Annotated in this window: 19 protein-coding genes and 2 tRNA genes; 6 read left to right on the top strand and 15 right to left on the bottom strand. The window is 66.7% G+C overall.

Annotation, left to right across the window (positions count from 1 at the left end):
• Window positions 1-7 precede the first annotated feature (7 nt).
• On the top strand, window positions 8-1,024 hold the full coding sequence (locus AC1GI4_RS01075) for an LLM class flavin-dependent oxidoreductase (protein ID WP_479628225.1): 1,017 nt from the start codon (window positions 8-10) through the stop codon (window positions 1,022-1,024).
• A gap of 65 nt (window positions 1,025-1,089) precedes the next feature.
• Here AC1GI4_RS01075 and AC1GI4_RS01070 read toward each other — a convergent pair.
• Window positions 1,090-1,166, bottom strand: a tRNA-Arg gene (locus AC1GI4_RS01070).
• A gap of 34 nt (window positions 1,167-1,200) precedes the next feature.
• Window positions 1,201-1,277 (bottom strand) — tRNA-Arg (locus tag AC1GI4_RS01065).
• Between the two features lie 142 nt (window positions 1,278-1,419).
• On the opposite strand from AC1GI4_RS01065, the gene AC1GI4_RS01060 reads away from it, so the two are divergent.
• Window positions 1,420-1,962, top strand: coding sequence for a hypothetical protein (locus tag AC1GI4_RS01060; protein WP_479628224.1), 543 nt, complete (start codon window positions 1,420-1,422; stop codon window positions 1,960-1,962).
• A 5-nt stretch (window positions 1,963-1,967) separates the two neighbouring features.
• Here AC1GI4_RS01060 and AC1GI4_RS01055 read toward each other — a convergent pair whose 3' ends face one another.
• Together AC1GI4_RS01055 and hemB are read right to left on the bottom strand one after the other, a co-directional pair.
• Entirely contained in the window at window positions 1,968-4,172 is a 2,205-nt protein-coding gene (locus AC1GI4_RS01055; protein ID WP_479628223.1) for a spermidine synthase, read from the bottom strand.
• 11 nt (window positions 4,173-4,183) lie between these two features.
• A complete protein-coding gene (gene hemB, locus AC1GI4_RS01050) occupies window positions 4,184-5,176 on the bottom strand; it encodes a porphobilinogen synthase (RefSeq protein ID WP_294275502.1) in 993 nt (330 codons plus the stop codon).
• A gap of 103 nt (window positions 5,177-5,279) precedes the next feature.
• On the opposite strand from hemB, the gene AC1GI4_RS01045 reads away from it, so the two are divergent.
• Window positions 5,280-6,137, top strand: a complete 858-nt coding sequence (locus AC1GI4_RS01045) for a diacylglycerol/lipid kinase family protein (protein ID WP_479630321.1) — start codon at window positions 5,280-5,282, stop codon at window positions 6,135-6,137.
• A 69-nt stretch (window positions 6,138-6,206) separates the two neighbouring features.
• Here AC1GI4_RS01045 and AC1GI4_RS01040 read toward each other — a convergent pair whose 3' ends face one another.
• From AC1GI4_RS01040 to AC1GI4_RS01020, 5 genes are all read right to left on the bottom strand, one after another.
• Window positions 6,207-7,655, bottom strand: coding sequence for an MATE family efflux transporter (locus AC1GI4_RS01040; protein WP_479628222.1), 1,449 nt, complete (start codon window positions 7,653-7,655; stop codon window positions 6,207-6,209).
• Window positions 7,652-8,332 (bottom strand): hypothetical protein, encoded by a 681-nt coding sequence (locus AC1GI4_RS01035; RefSeq protein WP_479628221.1) that lies wholly within the window; start codon window positions 8,330-8,332, stop codon window positions 7,652-7,654. Before AC1GI4_RS01035 ends, AC1GI4_RS01040 begins: the two co-directional genes overlap by 4 nt.
• Before the next feature lie 223 nt (window positions 8,333-8,555).
• On the bottom strand, window positions 8,556-11,204 hold the full coding sequence (gene alaS, locus AC1GI4_RS01030; RefSeq protein ID WP_479628220.1) for an alanine--tRNA ligase: 2,649 nt from the start codon (window positions 11,202-11,204) through the stop codon (window positions 8,556-8,558).
• A 33-nt stretch (window positions 11,205-11,237) separates the two neighbouring features.
• Window positions 11,238-11,924: a phytanoyl-CoA dioxygenase family protein gene (locus AC1GI4_RS01025; protein ID WP_479628219.1), complete on the bottom strand. Its 687-nt coding sequence runs from the start codon at window positions 11,922-11,924 to the stop codon at window positions 11,238-11,240.
• Window positions 11,921-13,177, bottom strand: a complete 1,257-nt coding sequence (locus AC1GI4_RS01020) for a M24 family metallopeptidase (RefSeq protein WP_479628218.1) — start codon at window positions 13,175-13,177, stop codon at window positions 11,921-11,923. Before AC1GI4_RS01020 ends, AC1GI4_RS01025 begins: the two co-directional genes overlap by 4 nt.
• A gap of 76 nt (window positions 13,178-13,253) precedes the next feature.
• Here AC1GI4_RS01020 and AC1GI4_RS01015 point away from each other — a divergent pair, with 76 nt between their 5' ends.
• The gene (locus AC1GI4_RS01015) at window positions 13,254-14,585 is read left to right on the top strand and encodes a dicarboxylate/amino acid:cation symporter (protein ID WP_479628217.1); all 1,332 of its coding nucleotides are present in this window, start codon (window positions 13,254-13,256) and stop codon (window positions 14,583-14,585) included.
• Window positions 14,586-14,602: 17 nt separating this feature from the next.
• Here AC1GI4_RS01015 and AC1GI4_RS01010 read toward each other — a convergent pair whose 3' ends face one another.
• From AC1GI4_RS01010 to AC1GI4_RS00985, 6 genes are all read right to left on the bottom strand, one after another.
• On the bottom strand, window positions 14,603-15,229 hold the full coding sequence (locus tag AC1GI4_RS01010) for a glutathione S-transferase family protein (RefSeq protein WP_219020101.1): 627 nt from the start codon (window positions 15,227-15,229) through the stop codon (window positions 14,603-14,605).
• Window positions 15,230-15,812: 583 nt separating this feature from the next.
• Complete coding sequence (locus AC1GI4_RS01005; protein ID WP_479628216.1) at window positions 15,813-16,643, bottom strand: class I SAM-dependent methyltransferase; 831 nt, start codon at window positions 16,641-16,643, stop codon at window positions 15,813-15,815.
• A 67-nt stretch (window positions 16,644-16,710) separates the two neighbouring features.
• The gene (gene recA / locus AC1GI4_RS01000; RefSeq protein ID WP_479628215.1) at window positions 16,711-17,784 is read right to left on the bottom strand and encodes a recombinase RecA; all 1,074 of its coding nucleotides are present in this window, start codon (window positions 17,782-17,784) and stop codon (window positions 16,711-16,713) included.
• A gap of 93 nt (window positions 17,785-17,877) precedes the next feature.
• Window positions 17,878-18,714: a 4-(cytidine 5'-diphospho)-2-C-methyl-D-erythritol kinase gene (locus AC1GI4_RS00995; protein WP_479628214.1), complete on the bottom strand. Its 837-nt coding sequence runs from the start codon at window positions 18,712-18,714 to the stop codon at window positions 17,878-17,880.
• 41 nt (window positions 18,715-18,755) lie between these two features.
• Window positions 18,756-20,264: a tetratricopeptide repeat protein gene (locus tag AC1GI4_RS00990; RefSeq protein WP_479628213.1), complete on the bottom strand. Its 1,509-nt coding sequence runs from the start codon at window positions 20,262-20,264 to the stop codon at window positions 18,756-18,758.
• Between the two features lie 73 nt (window positions 20,265-20,337).
• The gene (locus AC1GI4_RS00985; RefSeq protein ID WP_479628212.1) at window positions 20,338-21,993 is read right to left on the bottom strand and encodes an electron transfer flavoprotein-ubiquinone oxidoreductase; all 1,656 of its coding nucleotides are present in this window, start codon (window positions 21,991-21,993) and stop codon (window positions 20,338-20,340) included.
• Between the two features lie 143 nt (window positions 21,994-22,136).
• Here AC1GI4_RS00985 and AC1GI4_RS00980 point away from each other — a divergent pair, with 143 nt between their 5' ends.
• Together AC1GI4_RS00980 and AC1GI4_RS00975 are read left to right on the top strand one after the other, a co-directional pair.
• On the top strand, window positions 22,137-22,895 hold the full coding sequence (locus tag AC1GI4_RS00980) for a uracil-DNA glycosylase (protein ID WP_479628211.1): 759 nt from the start codon (window positions 22,137-22,139) through the stop codon (window positions 22,893-22,895).
• Window positions 22,892-24,751, top strand: coding sequence for a lytic transglycosylase domain-containing protein (locus tag AC1GI4_RS00975; protein WP_479628210.1), 1,860 nt, complete (start codon window positions 22,892-22,894; stop codon window positions 24,749-24,751). The genes AC1GI4_RS00980 and AC1GI4_RS00975 overlap by 4 nt, the downstream gene beginning before the upstream one ends.
• The last annotated feature ends 5 nt before the right edge of the window (window positions 24,752-24,756 follow it).

The following is a 24,756-nucleotide window of genomic DNA, read 5'->3' as shown; positions in this document are numbered from 1 at the left end:
TGGGCACATGAAAAAGATCGGTTTCCTCTCCTTCGGCCATTGGTCGCCCTCGCCCCAGTCCGCCACGCGTTCGGCGCAGGACGTGCTGCTCCAGTCGATCGACCTCGCGGTAGCTGCCGAGGAGCTGGGCGCGGACGGGGCCTATTACCGGGTCCATCACTTCGCGCAGCAACTCGCCTCCCCCTTCCCGCTGCTCGCCGCCGTCGGTGCGCGGACCAGCCGGATCGAGATCGGCACCGGCGTGATCGACATGCGCTACGAAAACCCGTTCTACATGGTCGAGGACGCGGGATCGGCAGACCTCATCAGCGGCGGGCGCCTGCAACTGGGGATCAGCCGCGGCTCACCCGAGCAGGTGATCGACGGCTGGCGCCACTTCGGCTATGGCCCGGCACAAGGCGAGACCGACGCCGATATGGGTCGCCGCCATGCCGAGGTTTTCCTGCACCTGTTGAAGGGGCACGGCTTCGCCAAGCCCAATCCCCGCCCGATGTTCCCCAACCCGCCGGGGCTGTTGCGGCTAGAGCCGCATTCGGCGGGACTGCGTGACCGTATCTGGTGGGGCTCCGCCTCGAATGCGACCGCGATCTGGGCGGCCAAGCAGGGCATGAACCTGCAAAGCTCGACCCTGAAGGCCGACGAAAGCGGCGAGCCCTTCCATGTCCAGCAGGCCAGACAGATTCGCGCCTATCGCGAGGCCTGGGCGGCGGCCGGGCATGACCGGGCGCCGCGCGTGTCCGTCTCACGGTCGATCTTCGCGCTGACCACCGATCAGGACCGCGCCTATTTCGGCCGCGACGACAGCCGGGATCAGGTCGGCATCATCGACAATATGCGCGCGGTCTTCGGCCGTTCCTATGCCGATGAGCCCGAGCGGCTGATCGAACAGCTTCGCGCCGATGAAGCGATCGCCGAGGCCGACACGCTGCTGCTGACCGTGCCCAACCAGCTGGGCGTCGATTACAACGCGCATGTGATCGAAAACATCCTGCGCCACATCGCGCCCGCACTTGGCTGGCGCTGACGAAGGGACAGGCCCCGGCTTAAGGTCGGGGCCGAAGCCCATGGTACCAATGATATGGCAAGAAATGGCGCGCCCGGAACGATTCGAACGTCCGACCCTCAGATTCGTAGTCTGATGCTCTATCCAGCTGAGCTACGGGCGCGCATGAGGTCGATGACGACCTGATTTTGATCCACTGGCGCGCCCGGAACGATTCGAACGTCCGACCCTCAGATTCGTAGTCTGATGCTCTATCCAGCTGAGCTACGGGCGCGCTGTGGAGGTGGGCTGATAGAAGCGCTTCGGAATCTTGGCAACCCCTTTGCAAAGGTTATCCACATTTTTTCTGCGGACGGACCTTTGCCGCGCTTTGCGGCATTTGGTCCCTCACGCCGAATGCGGTTAGGAGGATCGCAATGACGCCTTATCGCCCTGCCCCGTCCGCCCGGCCTGCCCATCCATGGCGCGCCTGTGCCCTTCTTGTCGGCTTGGCCCTGGCCGGATGTGCGCGGGATCGCGACACGACGCCCTATCCGTCGCTGGCGGTGCGGCCGGTGGAGAAACAGGGCTTTGCCGAACCCGCCGCCAAGCCGGTCGTGCTTCGCCCCGATCCAGCGCTCGATGCGCAGATTGCCGACTTGACCCGCCGCTTGAGCGCCGTGGAGCAGGAATTCGCCAAGGCGCACGACCAGGCGCGTGCCAGCGCCGCCAAGGCGCGGGGAGCGGTGGTCGGCAGCGATGCCTGGCTGACCGCCCAGACCGAACTGGCCACGCTGGACGAAATCCGTGCACGGACCTCCTCGCTCCTGACCGAGGCCGATGATCGCGCGATCCAGCGGGCCGCCGCGCTGGAACCGGATTACCTCAGCCTCGACACCCTGCGTGAGCGCGCCGCGACGGCGGTCACGAGTCAGGCCGCACAGATCAAGGCGATCAGCGACAGCCTGCCCGCCGCCTGACCTGGTCAAAACTTGCGGATAAAGGGCAGGATGCTCGAATAATCATCGGTCCAGGCGGCGAGGCCCGGCGGTGCCACCGCCGGGACCCAGTCGCCGCCCTGTGCCTCCAGCGTCTTCAGCACCTGCGCATCGCGCGACAGCGCCAGCCAGACCGACGCGGTCGCCTGCGCCTCGCGGTCCAGATCGGTCGGCACATAGCTCATCCTTGCGATCACCCAGCCTCCATCACGCGCGGCGGCGGCGACCAGCGGCTCCAGATCGACGAAGCGGTTGGAGATATGGACCAGCAGCAGCCCGCGCGGCGACAGGACGCGGGCATACGTCGCGAAGGCCTCGCGGGTGAGCAGATGGGCCGGAACCGCGTCCGACGAAAAGGCATCGAGTGCCAGCAGGTCGAGGCTGGCCGGTGCTTCGGTGGCCAGGCGGAGGCGGGCGTCACCGATGCGGATGACGGGATCGGGCTGGCAACGGCGCAGATAGCTGAACTGCCCGGTATCGCGCGCGATATGGACGATGACCGGATCGATCTCGTAGAAACGCCAGCTCTGGCCCGGCCGGGCGTAGCAGGCGAGCGTCCCCGTCCCCAGCCCGACCACACCGATCCGCGCCGCCGGACCATAGAGCATCGGTGCGGCGCGCATCGCCCGGCCGACTCCGGAATAGGGCGCATAATAGGTGGTCGGCGTGCGTTCGCGCGTCTCCGATCCTCGAAGCTGGATGCCGTGCACGGTCGAGCCATGATCCAGCTCGCGATAACCCGGCCCGTCGCGCACGGTATAGACGCCGAAATAGCTGCGCATCCGGGCGTCGCGCTCCATCGACAGCGACAGCGCGCGATAACCGCCGAACAGGACCAGCGCTCCGCCGAGCAGCAGTACAAAGCCCGTCCGCGCCCCGATGGTCAGGAAACCCAGTGCGGCGATAACCAGGAACACCGTCCCCTGCCGCTCCTCGCCGAACCACGCCGCCGGGCCCACGAGGCGCAGGTCGAGAACCAGCCCGATCACCACCGCCAACGCGACCAGCATTGCGCGCGGATGTCGCCACCACAGGTCGCGGATCACCGGCAGAATGAATTGCTGCGGGATCAGCACACCCGCCGCCAGGATCAGCAGCGGGTATTCGTAGGTCCAGTCGAACAGCACCGGCGCCAATATGCCCGCGAACACCCCGCCCAGTGCCCCGCCGACCGCCATCCACAGATAGAAGCCGGTAAGCCGATCGACCGCGGGCCGGGCCCGGTACATGGCGGTGTGCAGCGCGACCGACACCATGAACAGCAGCAGCAGCGCAACCACGACGTTGGAATAGGGCCGCTCGGGATAGCCGCCCATGATGACCCCGCCGAACAGCAGCAGCGTCACCGGCGCGATCCGGGTCAGCGTATCGGCCGCAGCCCGCCGGGTAGCGAAGGCGATGATGAAGCTCGCCAAATACAGCCCCAGCGGCAGAACCCAGAGCAGCGGCATCGCAACGATATCGGTCGTGATATAGGTGGAGGTCGCCAGCACCAGCCCCGACGGCACCGCCGCCAACGCCACCCAGTAACCGATGCGCCGCCACCCCGGCGCCGCCGAGATCGGCGCAGGGTCGGCGGTCGGGTCACTCGACGCTGGCAGCCGCGTCGCACAGGCCACGACCAGCAGCGCGAGCACGCCGTATCCCAGGCTCCACAACCGGCTCTGGCCATGAAGCGTCATCGAAGGCTCTACCAGCAAGGGATAGGCCACCAGCCCGGCAAAACTCCCCAGATTGGAGGCCGCGTACAGCGCATAGGGGTTACGTCCCGGCTGGGCGAGCGCGAACCAGCGCTGGATCAGCGGCGCCTGCGCCGACACCGCAAAGAAGAGCGGCCCGATCGACAGCCCCAGCAGCCACGGCACCCACAGCGCCGGTTCGGCATCGGGGGGCAGGTTCACCGCCATCAACCCGATCGGCAGCCACAAGGCCGCCGTCGCCAACACCAGACTATGCACTCCGGCCTGCACCCTGGGCCGCCACCGCCCAAGTGCATGGGCATAGGCATAGCCGCCCAGCAGCAGCGCCTGATAGACGAACATCGCCGAGTTCCAGACGGCGGGCGCACCGCCCAGTTTGGGCAGCGCCATCCGCGCAACCATCGGCTGGACCAGGAACAGCAGAAACGATCCGGTCAGGATCGTCGCGACGAACAGCGCGCGCGCCGCCAGGTCCGGGATACGGCGTGTCACCGGGTGCAGGATCAGGCGTTCAGCAACCGCGCGGCATGGGCGGCGTGATAGGTCAGCACGCCCGAGCAACCGGCGCGCTTGAACGCCATCAGTGTCTCTAGAACCATCGCATCACGATCCGCAGCCCCTGCCGCCACGGCCGTCTCGATCATCGCATATTCACCGGACACCTGATAGGCGAAGGTCGGCACCCGGAACTCGTCCTTCACCCGGCGGATGATGTCGAGATAGGGCAGGCCCGGCTTCACCATCACGCTGTCCGCACCCTCCGCCAGGTCCAGCGCGACCTCGCGCAGCGCTTCCTCGGCATTGGCATGGTCCATCTGATAGGTGCGCTTGTCACCCTTCAACAGCCCGCGCGTGTTCACCGCGTCGCGGAACGGCCCGTAAAAGGCGCTGGCATATTTCGCCGCATAGGCCATGATCTGGACGTTGACGAAGCCCTCGGCCTCCAGTGCACCACGGATCATGCCGATCCGCCCGTCCATCATGTCCGACGGCGCGATCACGTCCGACCCGGCGCGCGCCTGGGTCAGCGCCTGCTCGACCAACGCATTGGCGGTGTCGTCGTTCACGACATAGCCCGCCGCATCGACCAGCCCGTCATGGCCATGCGTCGTATAGGGATCGAGCGCGACATCGGTCAGCACGCCGATGTCAGGCACCGCATCCTTGATCGCGCGGATCGCCCGGCACATCAGGTTGTCGGGGTTCATCGCCTCGCGCCCGTCGTCGGTGCGCAGGTGCGAGGGCGTGTTGGGAAACAGCGCCAGGCAAGGAATGCCCAGATCGGCGGCTTCCCTCGCGCGCGCAACGATCCCGTCCAGCGACCAGCGCGACACGCCGGGCAGGCTGGCGATCGGCTCCTCAACCCCCTGCCCCTCCGTCACGAACAGCGGCCAGATCAGATCGGCCGGGGTCAGCACCGTTTCGGCGTGGAGCCTGCGGCTCCACTGCGAGGCGCGGGTACGACGAAGGCGAAGCGCGGGATAAGATGCGGTCATCAAAAGGGCTTTTGCGGGATCGTACCGCGCTTGCCAAGCGTTGCGTGCAAAGCGTTCCGGGGGCGAAAGGAATTGACGCGTGCGAGAAATTCGATCGGCAGCGATGGTGGTGAACGCCAAGTCGCGGCGCGGACAGGCTTTGTTTCAGCAGGCCTGCGCGGCGATGTCCGAGCTTTCCTTTCCGGTTGACGCCCGCGCGGTCGAGGACCCGAAGGATCTGGAGCCCACCGTGCGCGAATTGCTGGCGGCCAAGCCCGACCTATTGATCCTGGGCGGTGGTGACGGCACGATCAGCGGGCTGGTCGACCTGATGGTCGGGCATGACGTGATGCTGGGCGTGCTGCCGCTCGGCACGGCGAACAGCTTCGCCCGCTCGCTCGGCATTCCGCTGACCATCGAAGGCGCGGTCGACGTGATCCGCAATGGCCGCCCGCGTCGCATCGACCTGGGCATGATCGACAATGATTATTACGCCAATTGCGCCGCGATGGGGATCAGCCCCAAGATCGCCGAAACGGTCCCGCACGGCCTGAAGCGGGTGGGCGGACGTCTCGGCTATCTCGCCTGGGCCGCCTATCAGTTCCTGCGCTTTCGCCCTTTCACCCTGATCGTCGAGCAGAATGGCACGCGCGAGCGATTGCGCGTGGTCGAGGTGCGCATCTCCAACGGTCCCTATCATGGCGGCACCGAGTTGGTGGACGCCGCCGCCGTCGATTCGGGAGAGATCGTCGTGCAAGCGGTGTGCGGCCATGTGAAGCGCCGCCTGATCGTCAACTGGGCGGCGAGCATCCTGCGCAGCGACTATCGCAAGGAAAAGGTTCGCGATTTCCGGGGTCGCGAGATCAAACTGACCACCATCCCTCCGCTACCCATCTCGATCGATGGCGAGGTGCTGGCCCGCACGCCGGTGACGGCAAAGATCGCGCCGGGCATCATAGAGGTGATCGCGCCCGCAGAGTAGTCATTCCTCCCCATCTCCGATGGGGAGGGGGACCATGCGAAGCATGGTGGAGGGGCACGCCGCCGGCGACTACCCCACCGGCATCGCCTTGTTCGTCGGCTGCCCCTCGGCCAGCGCCTGTTCCTCGCATTCCTCCTTGCCTGCGGTGGGCGCCATCCGCCCCTTGCGCCAACCACCATGCCGGTAATAGCCGATGGTCATCAGCATCGAGGCGAGCGAACCCGCCGGAAAGCTCCACCAGATCGCATCCGCGCCCAGGCTCGGCTCCAGCAGGTTGGCGAGGCCGAAGCGCACCGGGAACATCGCAATCGCCAGGATGACCAGCGGCCCCACCACCGCGCCATTGGCCCGCACCGTCGCGGCCAGCACCATCGACACGCCGAACAGGATAAAGCTCCATCCGCCGATCAGGTTGATCTTGGCCGCAATGCCGATCGCATTCTGCTCATTACCCAGGAACAGCCACAGCACATGCCGGTCGAGCAGCGTCACCGCGACGACCAGCACGCCCGTCAGCAGCAGGTTCATGCGCAAACCAGCGCGGGTGATCCGGTCGACCCGGTCCCACTGCCCCGCCCCGATATTCTGCGCCGCCATCGCGCTGACCGCGGCGCCCACCGCCATGGCGGGCATCTGGATATAGGTCCAAAGCTGGTTCGCCGCGCCATAGGCCGCCGTGGTCGACGTCCCATGCCGGTTGACCAGCCCCATCATCGCCAGCGCCGAGGTGGATACGACCAGCATCTGGAGGCCCATCGGGAACCCCTTGACCACGATGGTCTTCAGCAACTCCGCGGTGGGGAGCAGATAGCGCCATTCCGCCCCGCGCAGGCGGATGACCAGATCCTTGGCATAGACATAGGTCACGAGCGCCAGCAGCGATCCGGTATTGGCGATCAGCGTCGCGATCGCCGACCCTTCGATCCCCAGCGCAGGCACCGGGCCCAGCCCCAGGATGAAGACGGGGTTCAGCGCGACGTCGAGGACCGAGCCCAGCGCCATGAACTTCAGCGGCGTGATCGAATCGCCGACCCCGCGCAACGCCATGGTCAGCAATACCGAAAGGAATCCCGGCGGCATCGCGACGAAGATCACCCGCAGATATGCGAGCGCCAGCGGAAACACCTCGGCCGGAGTCGCCAGCGCACGCAAGATGGCCGGTGCGGCCAGCCATCCGACACCCACCGTCACGACCGAGATCACCGCGAACAGCCCTAGCGCCGAGCCAAGGACCCGACGCACCGCCTCGACGTCTCGCCGCCCCATCGCCTGACCGATCAGGATGGTCGCCGCCATACCAAAGCCGAAGGTCGCCGCGACCAGCAGGAACATGATGATATTGGCGTTGGTCGTCGCCGCCAGCGCCCGCTCGCCCAGAAAATGCCCGATCCAGATCGCATTGATCGACCCGTTGAGCGATTGCAGCACGCTCGATCCCAGGGTCGGCAGCGCGAACAGCAACAGCGTCCGACCGATCGGCCCGGCGGTCAGGTCACGGCGTCCGCTTGGTGGTTTCATGGCTTGGCCGCTCCGTTCTTGATTTCCTCGTCGACGAAACGCGCCATGTCCGCAAATTGAAACGCGGGCGGCTTGTTACCCTGCCCCGCGTAAAGACCACGTAGGTAGCCCCAGTCGAACGGTGTCATGGCTTCGGGCGCACTGCTGCCAGTGTCGAACAGCGACAAGATGCTGGGCACCGCCTCGCTATTACGCGGGCGGACCTCGGCCAGCAGGCGCATCGAGGCGTAATCGCCGATCTGGTTGATCGACTTGCCATACACGGCGTTGCGATCGATCAGCATGACGGCCGCCGCGATTCGCGACTTGATGGGCAGGTCGATGCGGCTGGCGCTGGGGATGGTCAGCGTCGGCAGTTCGTTGCCGAATTGCATGATCCGATCGCCGTCACGGCTGGTGATCGCGGTTATGTGCCAGACATGGACCGGCCCCTTGTCCCGGATCATCGCACTGACTTCTGAAGCTTGTAGGCGGCCAAAAATGCCGGGCCGATGATCGGCGAGCCACTTTACCTGATCGGCTCCGTTTTCGACGAACAGGACCAAGACATTGGGGCTGCATTTCTCGCCGCCCAGCTCGATACCCAGGCGCATCGCATTGCCCATGATCCGGTCGGCGATCCCCAGCACCATGTCCCGGCGCAGACCGACGCCACCGATGCATAGCGGCTGAGTCATGCGCGACAGCGGTTCACTACCGTTTGGATGGCCCGCAATCATCCGAAACCATCGCAGCGTTTCGCGCTTGGCGGGTAGCGGGCGAGCCGTGACCACGATCGGGTCCAACGGAGAGGACGTTCCCGCCTGCGCCGATACGGCCTGAACGGTGCCGAAGGAAGCGAGCCATGCCAAAGCCGTCATAACCGTCGCCCGCATCGCCCGCCCCCTATGTCGGCAAGTATCAGCCTGCCAGAGCGTCCCGTACCGCCTGGAGCGCGTCGGCGCCCTTGGCGCCGTCAGGGCCGCCGCCCTGGGCCATGTCGGGACGGCCGCCGCCGCCCTGCCCGCCCAGCGCCGCCACCGCCTTGCGCAGCAGGTCGACGGCATTGTGCTTGGCCGTCAGGTCGTCAGTGACGCCGACCGCGACCGAGGCCCGGCCGTCATTCACCGCGACCATGACCGCGACACCCGATCCGCCGAGCCGCTGCTTGGCATCGTCGACGGCTCCGCGCAGCCCCTTGGCCTCGAAGCCGTCGAGCACCTGGCCGATGAACGCCACGTCACCGATCTGCTCCGGCCCGGCCACGGCACCGCCCGCGCCGCCACCCATCGCCAGCGCCTTCTTGGCCTCGGCCAGTTCGCGCTCCAGACGGCGGCGATCCTCGACCAGCGCGGCGATGCGCGCGGGCACTTCGTCGGGTGTTGTCTTCAGCGTCGCGGCGGCGGCCTTCAGCATGTCGTCACGGTGCGACAGATAGGCGCGCGCGCCCTCCCCGGTCAGCGCCTCGACGCGGCGCACGCCGCTCGACACCGCGCCTTCGGACACGATCTTGAACACGCCGATCTCACCCAGCGCATTCACATGCGTGCCACCGCAGAGTTCGAGGCTGTAGGTGCCGTCGGCATCCTCACCCATCGAGACGACGCGAACCTCGTCGCCGTACTTTTCGCCGAACAGCGCCATCGCGCCCATTTCGATCGCCTCGTCGGGCGTCATCAGCCGGGTAACGACCGGGCCGTTACCACGCACCTGCTCGTTCACCTTAGCCTCGACCTCGGCGATATCGTCGGCGGTCATGCCGACCGGCTGCGAGAAGTCGAAGCGCAGGCGCTCGGGGGCGACCATCGAGCCCTTCTGCGCGACATGGGTGCCCAGCCGCTGACGCAGCGCCTCGTGCAGCAGGTGCGTCGCCGAATGGTTCGCGCGGATCGCGGCGCGGCGGCTGGTGTCGATCGCCAGCTTCACGCTGTCGCCGACCTTGATGCCGCCTTCCTGGATTTCGGCATTGTGCACGAACACGCGGCCAAGCTGCTTGGAGGTGTCGGTGACCACCGCCTTCAGCCCGGTGTCGCTGGAGATCGTGCCGCTGTCGCCGACCTGGCCGCCGCTCTCGCCGTAGAAGGGCGTCTGGTTGACGATGATCGCCACGCTTTCGCCGGCCGCGGCGCTGTCCACCCGCGCGCCGTCCTTGACCAGCGCCAGGACCTCGCCCTCGCCGGTGTCGGAGGCATAGCCCAGAAATTCGGTCGAGCCGGTCTCTTCGGCGATGTCGAACCAGACATCGTCCGACGCCTTGGCGCCCGAGCCCTTCCAGGCGGCGCGCGCGGCGCGCTTCTGCTCGGCCATGGCGGCGTCGAAGCCCGCGCGATCGACCGACAGGTTCTGCGCCCGCAGCGCATCCTCGGTCAGGTCATAGGGGAAGCCATAGGTATCATAGAGCTTGAACGCCGTCTCACCCGCCAGCGTCGCGCCGGGCGCCATGCCCGCCGTCGCTTCGTCGAGCAGCTTCAGCCCCTTGTCGAGCGTCTGGCGGAAGCGGGTCTCCTCTTGGCGTAACGTCGCTTCGATCAGCGGCTGCGCGCGGACCAGTTCGGGATAGGCCGCGCCCATCTCGGCGACCAGCGCCGGGACCAAACGGTGCATCAACGGCTCCTTGGCGCCCAGCAGATGCGCGTGACGCATCGCGCGGCGCATGATGCGACGGAGCACATAGCCACGCCCTTCATTGGCGGGCAGCACGCCGTCCGCGACCAGGAAGCCCGCCGAGCGCAGATGGTCGGCGATGACGCGGTGCGACGCCTTCTGGCCGTCTTCGGCTTTGGTGTGCGTCAGCTCGCACGAGGCGGCGATCAGCGCCTTGAAGGTGTCGGTATCGTAATTGTCGTGCACGCCCTGCAGGACGGCGGCGATCCGCTCCAGCCCCATGCCGGTGTCGATCGACTTCTTGGGCAGCTCGCCGACAATCTCATTGGCTTCCTGCTCGAACTGCATGAACACCAGGTTCCAGATCTCGACGAATCGGTCGCCATCCTCCTCCGGGCTACCGGGAGGGCCACCATAGATATGCTCGCCGTGGTCGTAGAAGATTTCGGAGCACGGACCGCACGGCCCATTCTCGCCCATCGCCCAGAAATTGTCCTTGGTCGGGATGCGGATGATCTTGTGATCGGGCAGCCCCGCGATCTTCTTCCACAGGTCGAATGCCTCGTCGTCGGTATGATAGACGGTGGCGGTCAGCTTTTCAGCGGGAATGCCCCAGACCTTGGTCAGCAGAGTCCAGGCGTGGGTGATCGCCTGTTCCTTGAAATAGTCGCCGAACGAGAAATTGCCTAGCATTTCAAAGAAGGTATGGTGCCGCGCAGTATAGCCGACATTGTCGAGATCGTTATGCTTGCCGCCTGCGCGCACGCACTTCTGCGAGCTGGTCGCGGTGAAATAGGGCCGCGACTCCAGGCCGGTGAACACGTTCTTGAACGGCACCATGCCCGCATTCACGAACATCAGCGTCGGGTCGTTCTGCGGCACGAGCGGCGCGGAGGGCACGATTTGGTGCCCTTCGCTGCCGAAATAGTCGAGAAAGCCGCGGCGGATGTCGTTGGTCGAGGTCATGGACACGGGGCTTAGGCGAGGTTTCGCGCGCGCTCAAGCGCCCGCGCGTTCGGGGCGGTCCGTCGCATCGCAATCGGTCGCCCACCGCAGCCTACCGGGCAGTTCGTCCGCCGACAGATCGATCTGCAAAACCCGTCGATGCCGCCCTGGGCTCGCCCGGGCGGACCCATGCAGGATGAGAGTACGATAGAGCCAGACTGATCCCGGCTCCGCAAGACATGGGGCTTCGCCGCAGCGGGCGACCATGTCCTCGATCGACGCCTCGGGAATGAGGCCGAAGCGATGCGACCCTGGGGCGACAAGCAGCGGCGCGTTGTAGACATCAACCGGATCAAGATGAAAACGCACCGTCACCATGCGCTCGAGCAGTTGGACGGGCGGAGCGACATGCAGCCGTCCGCGCTTGACGGTCCAAGGCCCAAAGCCATCCACCTCGCACCGCTCGGCGACTTCGATCGTACGATCCTGATGCCAAGCCAGCGCCCAATTGGCCCCGTCTGTCTTGTCAAAGAGCAGGGCCCGTACCGGGCGCATCGTCGACGCCCGATCCGCAATCAGCCGCCGGACGCCGGAGAGCGCGGCGGCCCTTGCGGGGTCGATACGTCGGCCGGGGCACCGGGCAGGCCAGTCCTCGAACAATCCGGCCAGTTCCAGCCGCTCATCCGCGTCTAGCGACATCGGCCAGAGTGCATAGCCTCGTTCGTCGAGTGCGTCGTTCATCCGATGGGCGTCTCGATTGACTGTGGTGGCGTCGAGAACCAGGCGGGCCCCGCCTCGGTCATGTGGAAGCAATCCTCGATCCGAATCCCGAATTTGCCGGGCAGATACAGCCCCGGCTCGTCGGAAAAGCACATGCCCGGTGCCAGCGGCGTCGCCTCGCCGTGCACCAGGTTGACCGGCTCATGCCCGTCCATGCCGATCCCGTGCCCGGTGCGGTGCGACAGGCCGGGCAGGCGATAGCCGGGCCCATAGCCCTGGGCTTCGTAAAAGCGCCGCACCGCATCGTCGATGCTGCCCGCCGGTGCCCCGATCTTGGCGGCGGCAAGCGCGACCTGCTGGCCTTTCGCCACAATGTCCCAGACCTTGCGCTGCTCCGCGCTCGCCCGGCCATGGACCCAAGTGCGCGAGACGTCGGACTGATAGCCGTGGACCGTGCAGCCGCAATCCATCAGCACGACCTGGCCGTCCGCGACCCGGTGCACCTGCTTGCTGCCGTGCGGATAGGCCGAGGCCTCGCCGATCAGCGCCATGCTGAACTCCGGCGCGCCGCCCAGCTTGCGGGTGGCCGCACTCATCAGAGCGCCCACCTCCGCGCCGGTCATGCCTGTCTCGACACGGGGATAGACCCAGCGATAGGCGGCCATCGTCACGTCGGTCGCCAGCTGCATCAGCGCGATCTCGGCCGGGGTCTTCACCATCCGGCATCCACGCACTACCGGATTGGCCGAGACCAGCCGCACCCCCGGCAGCGCCTTCTGCAGCCCGTCGAAAGCGAAGAAGCGCGCGGTCTCCTCGATCCCGACCGGCCGCCCGACCAGCTTGCGGTCGCGCAGGAACCCCGCGACGATGGCCAGCGGATTCTGATCCTCCTGCCACACCCGGACTTCGGCGGGCACGGCCAGCGTCTCACGAACGGAGGGTTCCTCGAAAAAGGGCGTGACGATGCACGGCTCGCCCTCGGCCGGGAGGATCGCGGCGGTCAGCCGTTCGCTGCGCCCCCAGCGGACGCCGGTGAAATAGACCATGCTCGACCCCGGCTCGATCAGGATCGCGCCGATGCCGTTCGCCTTCATCAGCGCTTGCGCCCGTGCCAACCGCCGTTGGCGTTCCTGCCGCCCGATCGGCACCGCCCCGCCGGTCATGTCGGAGAGCCCCGCCAGATCGGGCTCTGCGGCGCGAAGCAGGCCCGGCCGGACGAGAAACGGCAGGGCGGCGGCCGCGATCATCGCGCGGCGGGACAACAGGGTCTGCATGACGGTAACGATAGAATTCTTGACCTGAGCGCCGCAATGCCCTTGGCTCGCCCGTGGATTTTAATTTGGGGTATGCATGGCCAAGCGGCTGACCTTGTACATCTTCATCGGCCTCGTCCTGGGGCTGGTCGTAGGGCTTTCGCTCAACCTGTCGCTGAACGACGGCAGCGCGGCGGCGGCCGCGCAACTCAAGACGATCGCCAGCTATTTCGCACTCGTCACCGGCGTGTTCCTGCGGCTGATAAAGATGATTATCGCGCCGCTGGTCTTCGCGACCCTGGTGTCGGGCATCGCGCAGATGGGCGACACCAGGGCACTGGGTCGAATCGGGATCCGATCGCTCGCCTGGTTCATCTCGGCCAGCCTCGTGTCGCTCAGCCTGGGCATGTTGCTGGTCAACCTGCTCCAACCCGGCGTCGGCCTGAACCTGCCGCTACCCGCCGTCACCGCCGATAGCGGGGTGGTGAAAGCTGGGTTCGACTTGCAGAAGTTCGTCACCCACCTCGTCCCCGCCTCGCTGATCGAGGCGATGGCGACGAACGAAGTCCTCCAGATCGTCATCGGATCGCTCTTCCTGGGCGTCGCGATCACGGCGGTCGGCGAGCGGGCCGCACCGCTCGTCCGTGCGGTCGACGCGCTGGTCGCAGTGATGCTGCAGGTGACGGATTACGTCATGCGCGTCGCGCCGGTCGCCGTATTCGCCGCCGTCGCGGGCACGCTGACCGAGCAGGGGCCGTCGGTCATCGGCAAGCTCGCCATTTTCATGGGCAGTTTCTATCTGGGGCTCCTCCTGCTGTGGTGCGTGCTGCTCGGCGTCGCCACGTTGTTCATCGGGCCGCGCATCCGCGACCTGATCGCGCATATCCGCGCACCGCTGATCCTCGCCTTCTCAACCGCCTCATCCGAAGCCGCCTATCCCCGCATCCTGGAGGGGCTGGATCGGTTCGGCGTGCCGCCGCGCATCGCCAGCTTCGTGCTGCCGCTGGGCTATTCGTTCAATCTCGACGGCTCGATGATGTACATGACCTTTGCGTCGCTGTTCATCGCGCAGGCTTATGGCATCGACCTGTCGATCGGGCAGCAGATCACCATGCTGCTGGTCCTGATGGTCACGTCGAAGGGGATTGCGGGCGTGCCCCGTGCCTCGCTGGTCGTGATCGCCGCGACCATGCCGATGTTCAACATTCCCGAGGCCGGGTTACTGCTCATCCTGGCGGTCGACCATTTCCTCGACATGGGCCGCTCGGCGACGAACGTAATCGGTAATGCGGTGGCGAGCGCGGTCATCGCCAAGTGGGAAGGTCCGCTCGATCCGCCCGAGCCGGTCGATTTGGCGTCGCTCCACGCCCCCTCGGGCACGCCCGCGAAGGACGCCCCCGACAGCTTCCGCCAGATCGGGGGGCATTGACCGCCAGACCCTATGCCTCACGCATAGGCATAGGGTCCGCCCTTGGCGAGCGCCGCCTGATAGGCCGGGCGGGCATGAATCCGCTCTAGCCACGCGATGGTGGCGGGGCGGCGCTCGTCCAGCCCGGCGCGCGACCGGGCGGCCTCCAGCGGGAAGCTCATGATGATGTCGGCGGCGGTCATCTGCTCGCCCGCGAACCAAGGCGAACGCGCCAGTTCGCTTTCGACATAATCCAGATGCCGGTCGACCATGGGCTGGAACCGCTTCATCGCCACCTTGCCCATGACCGGGATACGGCTGAGCACCAGCGTCACGAACAGCGGCGGCATCAGCGAACCTTCGGCATAATGCAGCCAGAAACGCCAGCGCTGCATCGCCTCCCGGTGGGCGGGCGGCCCCAGACGGCCGTCCCCTTTGCCAACCAGATATTCGATGATCGCGCCCGTCTCGGCGATCACCAGCCCGTCATCCTCGATCACCGGCGACTTGCCGAGCGGATGCACAGCGCGCAACTCGCGGGGGGCCAGCATCGTCTTGGGGTCGCGCTTGTAGCGTTTGACCTCATAAGGAAGACCGAGTTCCTCCAGCATCCAGAGAATGCGTTGCGAGCGGCTGTTTTCGAGATGATGGACGATGATCGTCATGGCTGTTCCCCATAGTCGCGCGCGACAACGCGTCAGGAACGGGTCGGGGTGCAACGCGGTGCGAACCGGACAATTGGCGAGCGATGCATCAGCCATGACCGGAGCGGCGCAAAAAGGCTTGATCCCAAGGATGGTGGTCAGGGATAGACCCTATCGGAAGCCCCTTCTGTAAGCCTGCGACCCATTGCCTTCGTGACAAGAGAAGAATGGGCCGAATGGCGATTGCACCAGGGCCGATCGACATTCAGGCAAGATGCCACACATTCTTCCCCTGCAAGGGGAAGGGGGACCACCCAAAGGATGGTGGAGGGGTGTCGCCGGTGGTGGGGAAAGTCCAGCCTCTCCAACCGGAACACCCCTCCGTCAGGCCTCCGGCCCGCCACCTCCGCTAGACCGTGATGACGTTGCGTTGAACCAAGGAGAGCCCCTCCCCTTCAGGGGAGGGGTTGGGGTGGGGCCTCGCCATAGGCCTCACGCTTGCGGAAGCGCCCCACCCCCGGCCCCTCCCCTGAAGGGGAGGGGTGCGTTCATCTCATGTCATCATGCTCTAGAAGGGGAGGAATAGCGTGAATGTCGATCCGGTCTAAGCCGTCGCCTGCCAGATCCAGGCCGTTGCTGGCAGCGCGATCCGATCGCCGACCCGATATTCCGCGAGCCGGGCGCCAAGAGCGTTCAGGATGCGTTCACGCTCCGGCGGCGCGGCCTGCGCCAAGGCGCGCGCGGCGGGACCGATCTTCGACAGGAAGGACAGCGCATCCTCGAGCGGATCGCGGCCTTCTCCCACCACATAGTCGAAGGAGACGCGCGCGGTGCTGTCAGGCTGCCACCCGCTTTCCGTCAGCCAGTCACTTACCTGGTTCATGTCGGCAAAGGCGAAGGGGCCTGGCACGTATCCCTGCTCCTCCGGTGGCGCGACACCGATCGCCGCATCGGCGAGCGTCGCGAAGCCGTTGGCCGCTCTCTCCGCAAAGCAGGAGAAGACCAGCCGCGCGCCATCACGCGCTGCCCCCCGCAGGCTCGTGAGCGCCGCCACCGGATCGGGAAAGAACATGACGCCGTGGCGCGAACACATCAGGTCGAACGGGCCTTCGTCCGCCGAAACGGTCAGCGCATCGCCGCATCGGAAGTGCAGACGGTCGCCCGCCACCTCTCCCGCCCGGCTCCGCGCCACCGCGACCAGCTCCGCCGACAGGTCGACCCCCGTCACGCAAAGTCCCGGCCGTGCCGCCCGCAACGCCAGACTGGTCGCACCGGCACCGCTGCCGATATCGAGTGCGTGGCCGGTTTCAGGTGCGACAGAAGCGATCGCGGCATCGAGATGGCGTGACAGGTCCGCCAGGCTGCGGTCGGTGCGACGCCACTCCGCCGCCCAGACATCGCCGACGCGACCGCACCAATCCATCCCGCTCGTCATCGCCCGCCCCGTACCTTCACGCATCCCACAACAAAACGGCCCGCCATCGCTGGCGAGCCGTATGTCATCAGATGTCGTCCTCGGCGTCGGGGCCGGTCATCATTTCCTCTGCGACCTTCTCCGTGCGCTGGCGGATCGCCCGTTCGAGGCGGTCGGCCATGTCGGGATTGTCGCGCAGGTAATTCTTGGCGTTCTCACGCCCCTGCCCGATCCGCACCGAGTCGTAGGAGAACCAGCTGCCCGACTTCTCGACCAGACCCGCCTTGACGCCCAGGTCGAGGATCTCGCCGATCTTCGAGATGCCTTCGCCATACATGATGTCGAATTCGACCTGCTTGAACGGCGGCGCGACCTTGTTCTTCACGACCTTCACACGGGTCGCGTTGCCGGTCACTTCCTCACGATCCTTGATCGCGCCGGTACGGCGGATGTCGAGGCGGACGGATGCATAGAATTTCAGCGCATTGCCGCCCGTCGTCGTCTCCGGGTTGCCGTACATCACGCCGATCTTCATGCGCAGCTGGTTGATGAAGATCACCATGCAGCGCGAACGGCTGATGGAGCCGGTTAGCTTGCGAAGCGACTGCGACATCAGGCGGGCCTGGAGCCCGACATGGCTGTCGCCCATCTCGCCCTCGATTTCGGCACGCGGCACGAGGGCGGCGACCGAGTCGACCACCAGCACGTCGATCGCGTTCGAGCGGACGAGCGTGTCGGTGATTTCCAGCGCCTGTTCGCCGGTGTCCGGCTGCGACACGATCAGTTCGTCGATATTGACGCCCAGCTTCCTGGCATAGACGGGGTCGAGCGCGTGTTCGGCGTCGACGAAGGCAGCGGTGCCGCCCATCTTCTGCGCCTCGGCGATGACGTGCAGCGCCAACGTGGTCTTGCCCGAGGATTCAGGGCCATAGACCTCGATCACGCGGCCGCGCGGCAAGCCGCCTACGCCCAGCGCGATGTCGAGGCCGAGCGAGCCGGTCGAGATCGCCTCAACCTGCATCGCCTCCTTCTGCCCCAGCTTCATCGCCGAGCCCTTGCCGAATGCCCGGTCGATCTGGGCGAGTGCGGCGTCGAGCGCCTTTTGCCGGTCTGCGTTTGCGGTTGCCATGCCTGTTTCGATCACTTTCAGATTGGCGGCCATCAGATGCTTCCCTCGCTAGACCAAGCGCGTGGTCCATTCAACGCATCTGCAATGTATGCACTTTGTTCTATGAGAACAAGATGCGAACAAAGCCTATCGTAAAAAACTTGTCAGGGCCCACCAGCCCCGTTCCCGCGCCGTCGTCGCAGCCGCATCACGCGCCTCCGTTTCGTCGAAAATCGCGAAGCAGGTCGCGCCCGATCCCGACATGCGTGCCAGTTCGACGCCCGGCGCCCGGGTGAGCAGGGCGAGTACCGCATCGATCTGCGGCGCGATGGCGCGCGCGGGCGGTTCCAGGTCGTTGCGCCCCGCCGCCGCGACGTCCATCACCTCGCCCTCCCCCAGCGCACCCCGATCCACGCCGTCCCAGCGCGCGAACACCGCCGCCGTCGAAACGCCGACCCCAGGATTGACGAGCAGGACCGGCCGATCCCCCAGCGACTCCAGCGGTTGCAGTGCATCGCCCTTGCCCTCGCCGCGTGCGGTCTGCCCCAGCAGGCAGGCGGGAACGTCCGCGCCCAGCGCGGCCGCCAGTGAGAAGAGCGCAGGATCATCGGTCGCAACGCCATGCAGCCTCGCCAGCGCGCGCAGCGTCGCCGCCGCATCCGCCGAGCCCCCACCGATGCCCGAGGCGACCGGCAGATGCTTGTCGAGGGTAATCGCATGCGCATCGCTCACCCCGAACCGCGCGCAGAACCCGCGCGCGGCGCGCATCACCAGATTGTCGTCCTGCGCTTCGCCAGCCAATATGCCCGCAAACGGGCCGGTCAGTGTCAGGCTATTGCTGTCGGCACGCTCGACCGTCACGACATCGCCGTCGCGGCAAAAGGCGAACAGCGTCTCCAATTCGTGATAGCCATCGTCGCGGCGACGACGGACATGGAGTGCCAGATTGATCTTGGCCGGGGCGGTCTCGACGATAACGGTCATGCCCATCCCATGCGTCGCACGCGCCCGCACGGCAAGGCCGGTCAGCCCGCGATCTTCGCAGCCAGCCGGGCCTGTTCGCCATCGTCCGCCGTCAGCGCCGCCGCACGCCAGGCATAGCGCGCCTCGTAACGTCGCCCCAGCGCCCAATAGATGTCGCCGAGATGGTCGTTGATCTCGGCATTGGCAGGTTCGGTCATGGCGGCGCGTTCGACCAGCGGCAGGCCGCGCTTGGTCTGCCCGGCCTTGAAATAGGCCCAACCCAGCGAATCGGTGATCGAAGCATCGTCGGGCGCCAGCTTGCTTGCCTTTTCGAGCAGCGCGAGCGAGCCGGGCACGTCCTGGCCGCGTTCGATCCGCGCATAGCCCAGATAGTTGAGGGCAAGCGGCTCGTCGGGGCCAAGCTCGACGGCCTTGGCCAGTGCCGCGTCCGCTTCGTCTTTGCGCCCCGCCTGATCCAGCGCGCCGCCATATTGCAGCCACGCCGCCCAGGGGATTGCGGGGTCGGCGCGCGTCACGCGTTCATACCAGGGCACGGCGTCCGCCGGACGCTTCGCCGCGATCAACTGGTCCGCATAGACCTGCCAATCATCGATGCCGGAGTCCTTCGCAGTCGCCAGGCCTTGTGCCAGCATCAGCGCCTCACCGCCACGATCGGCCGCGGCGAGCAGGCCGATACGAACGATCGCGGCGCGATGCGCAAAGGCGCCACGCGGGCGCACGTCCTTGATGGCGGCGATGGCGGCGTCCCAGGCCTCATCCTTGGACAGGGCCTCGGCCATGATAAGCCGCGCACGGTCATTGTCCGGGTCGGCGATCAGGGCGGTGCGGGTCAGTGCGATGACCAGCGGACGCGGCCCCTCGCTCGCCAATTCGCCGCCGATCCGCACCAGCAATTGCGAGACGCCGAAGCCGAGATCGGGTTTGGCGCCCAGCGCCTTGCGGTCGGATGATACCAGCGGATCGCTGAGCAGCGCACGGGCATTGGCTTCGTCGCCGCGCCCGGCGATGATCTCGGCCGCGGCGATACGGGTGTCGGGGGCCGCGCGCATTGTCTCGAGCAGAACACGGGCCGAAGCCGGGTCGATCCGCTTACTCGCCAGCGCCAGCAATATGCGATGCTCGTCGGCCAGCCGTCTCGCGACCGGCTCCTTGCCCGCGCTGTCGAGGCCGGGCTCGACCGGCTGCCTGCGGGCCCAGGCCGCCCAGGCCCGCAAGGTTGGCGACAGGATGCGCAGGGCTCCGCCGTCGATCCGGGTCAACGCCGCGTCATAGCTCGCCCGGTCGCCCTTGCGCGCCGCGATCGCCAGATCGAGCAACGCCACGTCGATGGGCGCGACATTCTCGGACTCCATGACGCGTGCGGCCTTCAATGCCAGCGGCACATCGCCACTAATCATCGCCTCGCGATAGGCGCGCACCGCGATCGCCGGATCGTCGGGCCAGCCGGTCAGCGCGACGGCATAATCGTCGGTGGCCGCCGCCGAACGCCCCTCCGACGCCGCAACCCGCGCCGCCAGATAGGCCGAGAGCGGCGAGCGGGGTATCTCCACCGCCGCCAATACGGGAGCGGACCAGCACGCCCCGACCAAAAGCAATCCGGTCAGGGCACGGGAAACGGCGCACTTACATATTGGGATAATTGGGTCCTCCGCCACCTTCCGGCACGACCCAGTTGATGTTCTGGGTCGGATCCTTGATGTCGCACGTCTTGCAGTGGACGCAGTTCTGGGCGTTAATCACGAACTTCGGATCGCCCTCTTCCACGCCCACCACCTCGTAAACACCGGCGGGACAGTAGCGTTGCGCAGGCTCGTCGAACAAGGGCAGGTTGTGCGCGATCGGCACATCCGCGTTCTTGAGCGTCAGATGGACCGGCTGGTCCTCCTCGTGATTGGTGTTCGACAGGAACACCGAGGACAGGCGATCGAAGGTCAGCACGCCATCGGGCTTCGGATAATCGGGCTTCTTCACCTGATCCTTGCGCCACAGGCTTTCGTGATCGGGCTTGTGCTTCATGGTGAAGGGCATCTTCAGGCCGAAATGCTCGGCCCACATGGTCACGCCCGCCAAGCCGGAGCCCAGCGTGTCGCCATACTTCTTGACCAGCGGCACGACGTTGCGAACCGTCGACAGCTCCTTGTAGAGCCAGGACGCACGGAACGCCTCGGGGTAATCGGTCAGCTCATCGCCCTCGCGCCCCGCCTGCACCGCCGCGAACGCCGCCTCGGCCGCCAGCATCGCCGACTTCATCGCGCCGTGCGTGCCCTTGATGCGCGGCACGTTCAGGAAGCCCGCCGAACAACCGACCAGCACGCCGCCGGGGAAGGTCAGCTTCGGGATCGCCTGCAACCCGCCGTCATTGATCGCGCGCGCGCCGTAGGAGACGCGCTTGCCGCCCTTCAGCAGCTCGGCGATGGCGGGATGGGTCTTCCACTTCTGCATCTCCTGGAAGGGGGAGATGTACGGATTGGTGTAGTTCAGCCACGTCACGAAGCCGAGCGCGACCTGCCCGCCCGCCTGGTGATAGATGAAGCCGCCGCCATTGGCGTCATGGCCCAGCGGCCAGCCTTGCGTGTGGATCACCCGCCCCGGCACATGCTTGGCGGGGTCGATATCCCACAATTCCTTGATGCCCAGGCCATAGACCTGCGGCTGGCTGTCGCGAGCGAGGTCGAACTGGCGGATGATCTCCTTGGACAGGTGACCGCGAACACCCTCGGCGAAGAAGGTGTATTTGGCGTGCAGCTCCAGCCCCGGTTGGTAATCGGACTTGTGCGTGCCGTCGCGCGCGACGCCCATGTCGCCGGTCGCGACGCCCTTTACCCGGCCATCCTCGTGGAACAGGATCTCGGCGGCGGCGAAACCGGGAAAAATCTCGACGCCCAGTTCCTCGGCCTTGCCCGCCAGCCAGCGGCAGAGGTTGCCCAAGCTGCCGGTATAGGTGCCCTTATTGTGCATGAAGGGCGGGGTCAGCGCGTGCGGCAGGTTGCGCTGCTTGGTCGCGCTCAGGATCCAGTGGAGGTTCTCGGTCACCGGCACCTCGGCCAGCGGACAGCCATCCTCGCGCCAGTCGGGCAGCAGCTCGTCGAGCGCGATCGGGTCGATCACCGCACCTGACAGGATATGCGCGCCGACCTCGGACCCCTTTTCCAGGACGCAGACCGCCAGCTCGCCGCCGGTTTCGGCCGCAAGCTGTTTCAGCCGGATCGCAGCCGACAGCCCCGCCGGGCCAGCGCCGACGATCACCACGTCATAGGGCATCGATTCGCGTTCGCTCATGGCATCCTCGCTTTGTGACCGCGCCGCTGCCGTAGCGTCCCGTTGGGCGGGCTCGTCCGGGCGCGGACGGTAAACATCTTGTCCCGACAGCCGATCCGACAGATTGACGCGCACGTCAACCTTGCAGCATGGACCTGTGCGATATGGGGGCTATTTCAACGTTCGACACCGCACCGCTCGATGGTGCCCTGGCCGCCAGCATTCTCGACTGGTGGCATGATGCGGGTGTCGACCTGCTGGTCGAGGACGAGCCCCGCGACTGGAGCGCGCCCGAGCCCGTACGGGCGCCGCGCGTCATGCCGGGCCAGGCGCCCGCCGCCGCCCTGCCGGTCGCGCCCACCGCGACCGCGCTTCCCGATACGCTGGAGGCATTTCTGGCCTGGCGGCTGTCCGATGCCGCGCCGGAGGCGACATGGGACGGCATTTCGCTGACCGCCACCGGGCCCGCCAAGGCCGCCCTGATGGTGCTGGTCGATTGTCCCGACCGCGATGACGGCGATGCGGGCCAGATCCTGTCGGGCGCGCCGGGGCGGCTGTTCGACCGGATGCTCGCCGCCATGGGCCTGTCGCGCGAGACGGTGCATATCGCCTCGGTCTGCGCGCGGCGGCCGATCGCGGGGCGCACACCCGCCGGACTGGAGGGGCGACTGGCCGAAATCGCGCTGCATCATGTCGGCCTAGTCGCCCCGCGCGGGCTGTTGCTGCTGGGCAATGCGGCGAGCCGTGCCGTGCTCGGGACCGAATTGACCGACGCGCGCGGACATTCACATGTCATTGACCATAAAAGCGGAAAAACGAACGTCGTCGCCACTTTCCATCCGCGCTTCCTGATCGAGAAGCCGATGGCGAAGGCGGAAAGCTGGAAAGACTTGCAAAGGGTCATGGGGGATTTGCGCGCATGAAGCTGGGCCGGGCGATCGCGAAGGGAGCGACCATCGGGGCTTTGCTCGGGGCCTGGAGCGGCGCCGCGCTCGCCGCCGAACCCACCACGGACGCCCGCAGCCCCACCGCGCTCAAGGCCCCGCCCGCCATCCCCGCCCTGCTCGATGCCGATCAGAAGGCTGGTTATATGCGCGTCTTTGCGGCGATCCGGGACAGCCGCTGGACCGACGCGCAGCTGGAACTGGACTCGCTCAAGCCCGGCCCGCTCCATGCTATCGCACGCGCCGAACTCTACACCGCTAAGGGTTCGCCCAAGGTCGATGTCGAGCGACTGGTCGCCCTGCTCAACGAAGCGCCCGAGCTGCCGCAGGCCGAGCAACTGGCCCGCCTTGCCCGGTCGCGCGGCGCGCGTGACCTGCCCCCGTTGCCCGAGACGCACACGCTGATCTGGCAGGACGGCGCGCCCCGTCGCACCCGCGCCAAGAGTGTGCGCAGCGATCAGATCGCCGCCGATCTGGCCATCAGGATGCAGCCCTTCGTGAAGGCGGATGACGGCCCCTCTGCCCGTGCGCTGCTCGAATCCACGCAAGGCCTGTCGCCCGAGGCGCTGACCGAGTGGCAGCAAAAGGTCGCCTGGATCTATTTCCTCAGCGGCGACGACACCAATGCCCGTGCTTTGGCTTCGCAGGCTGCCGAGGGCTATGGCGATTGGGCGGTGCAGGGTCGCTGGACCGTCGCGCTGTCGGCATGGCGCCAGAATGACTGCCAGGCCGCCGCCGCCGCGTTCGAGGGGACGGCGGCACGCGCCACCGATGTCGACCTCCGCGCCGCGGCGCTCTATTGGGCCGCCCGCGCCGATATGGTCTGCGGTCGCCCCGACAAGATCGAGGGCCGCCTGCGCTCCGCCTCGCAGTTCCGCGAGAGCTTCTACGGCCAGCTGGCGCGTCAGGCGCTGGGCATGCGCGGCGACCGCGAACCGCGCGGGCAGTTGGTCGCGACCGACTGGGCCGCGCTCGATCGCCGCCCCAACATCCTCGTCGCCGCAGCGCTGGTCGAAGTCGGCGAAACCGACCTCGCCGATCAGGTGATCCGCCAGCAGGCACGGATCGGCCAGCCGACCGAGTTCCGCAGCCTCGTTCGCCTCGCCGAATCGCTCGACCTGCCCGCGACCACCGTCTGGCTGGCGCACAACTGCCCGGCGGGTGTCACCGCCACCGCCGAGGCGCGCTATCCGACGCCTAGCTGGAAGCCCGACAGTGGTTGGCGCGTCGACAAGGCGCTGGTCTATGCGCATACGCTTCAGGAAAGCGGCTTTCGCAACAAGGTGGTCAGCCCTGCGGGTGCGTACGGCCTGATGCAGATCATGCCCGCCGCCGCGACCGATTTCGCGCGCGAACGCGGCGTATCGATCGACCGCAGCGCGCTAACCAAGCCGTCGACCAACATGGACATCGGCCAGCGCCATCTGGAACGGCTACGCGACATGACCGGCATCACCGGCGGCCTGCTGCCCAAGGTGATCGCCGCCTATAATGCCGGGCCGAAGCCGGTCGGTGAGTGGAACAGTCTGGTCCGCGACGGCGGCGACCCGCTGCTCTATATCGAAAGCATCCCCTATTGGGAGACGCGCGGCTACGTCACCATGGTCCTGCGCAACTACTGGATGTACGAAAGCCAGACCGGCAAGGCCAAGTCGCCCAGCCGCGCCGCGCTGGCACAGGGCATGTGGCCGCGCTTCCCCGGCTTGCCCGGCGCGTCTGCGATCCGCCTGCAGCGACCGAACGTTGCGCAGGCGAGTGTAACGCCGAAGACGACGATCGCCCTGAACGCGACGGTCAGCCCGCAATCGAGCACGTCGGTGGTGCAGGCGAACTGACGGGG

Source organism: Sphingomonas sp. 77B (genome assembly GCF_056497825.1).
The sequence above is the reverse complement of the archived record's forward strand: the minus strand, read 5'-3'. Positions and strand labels throughout refer to the sequence as shown.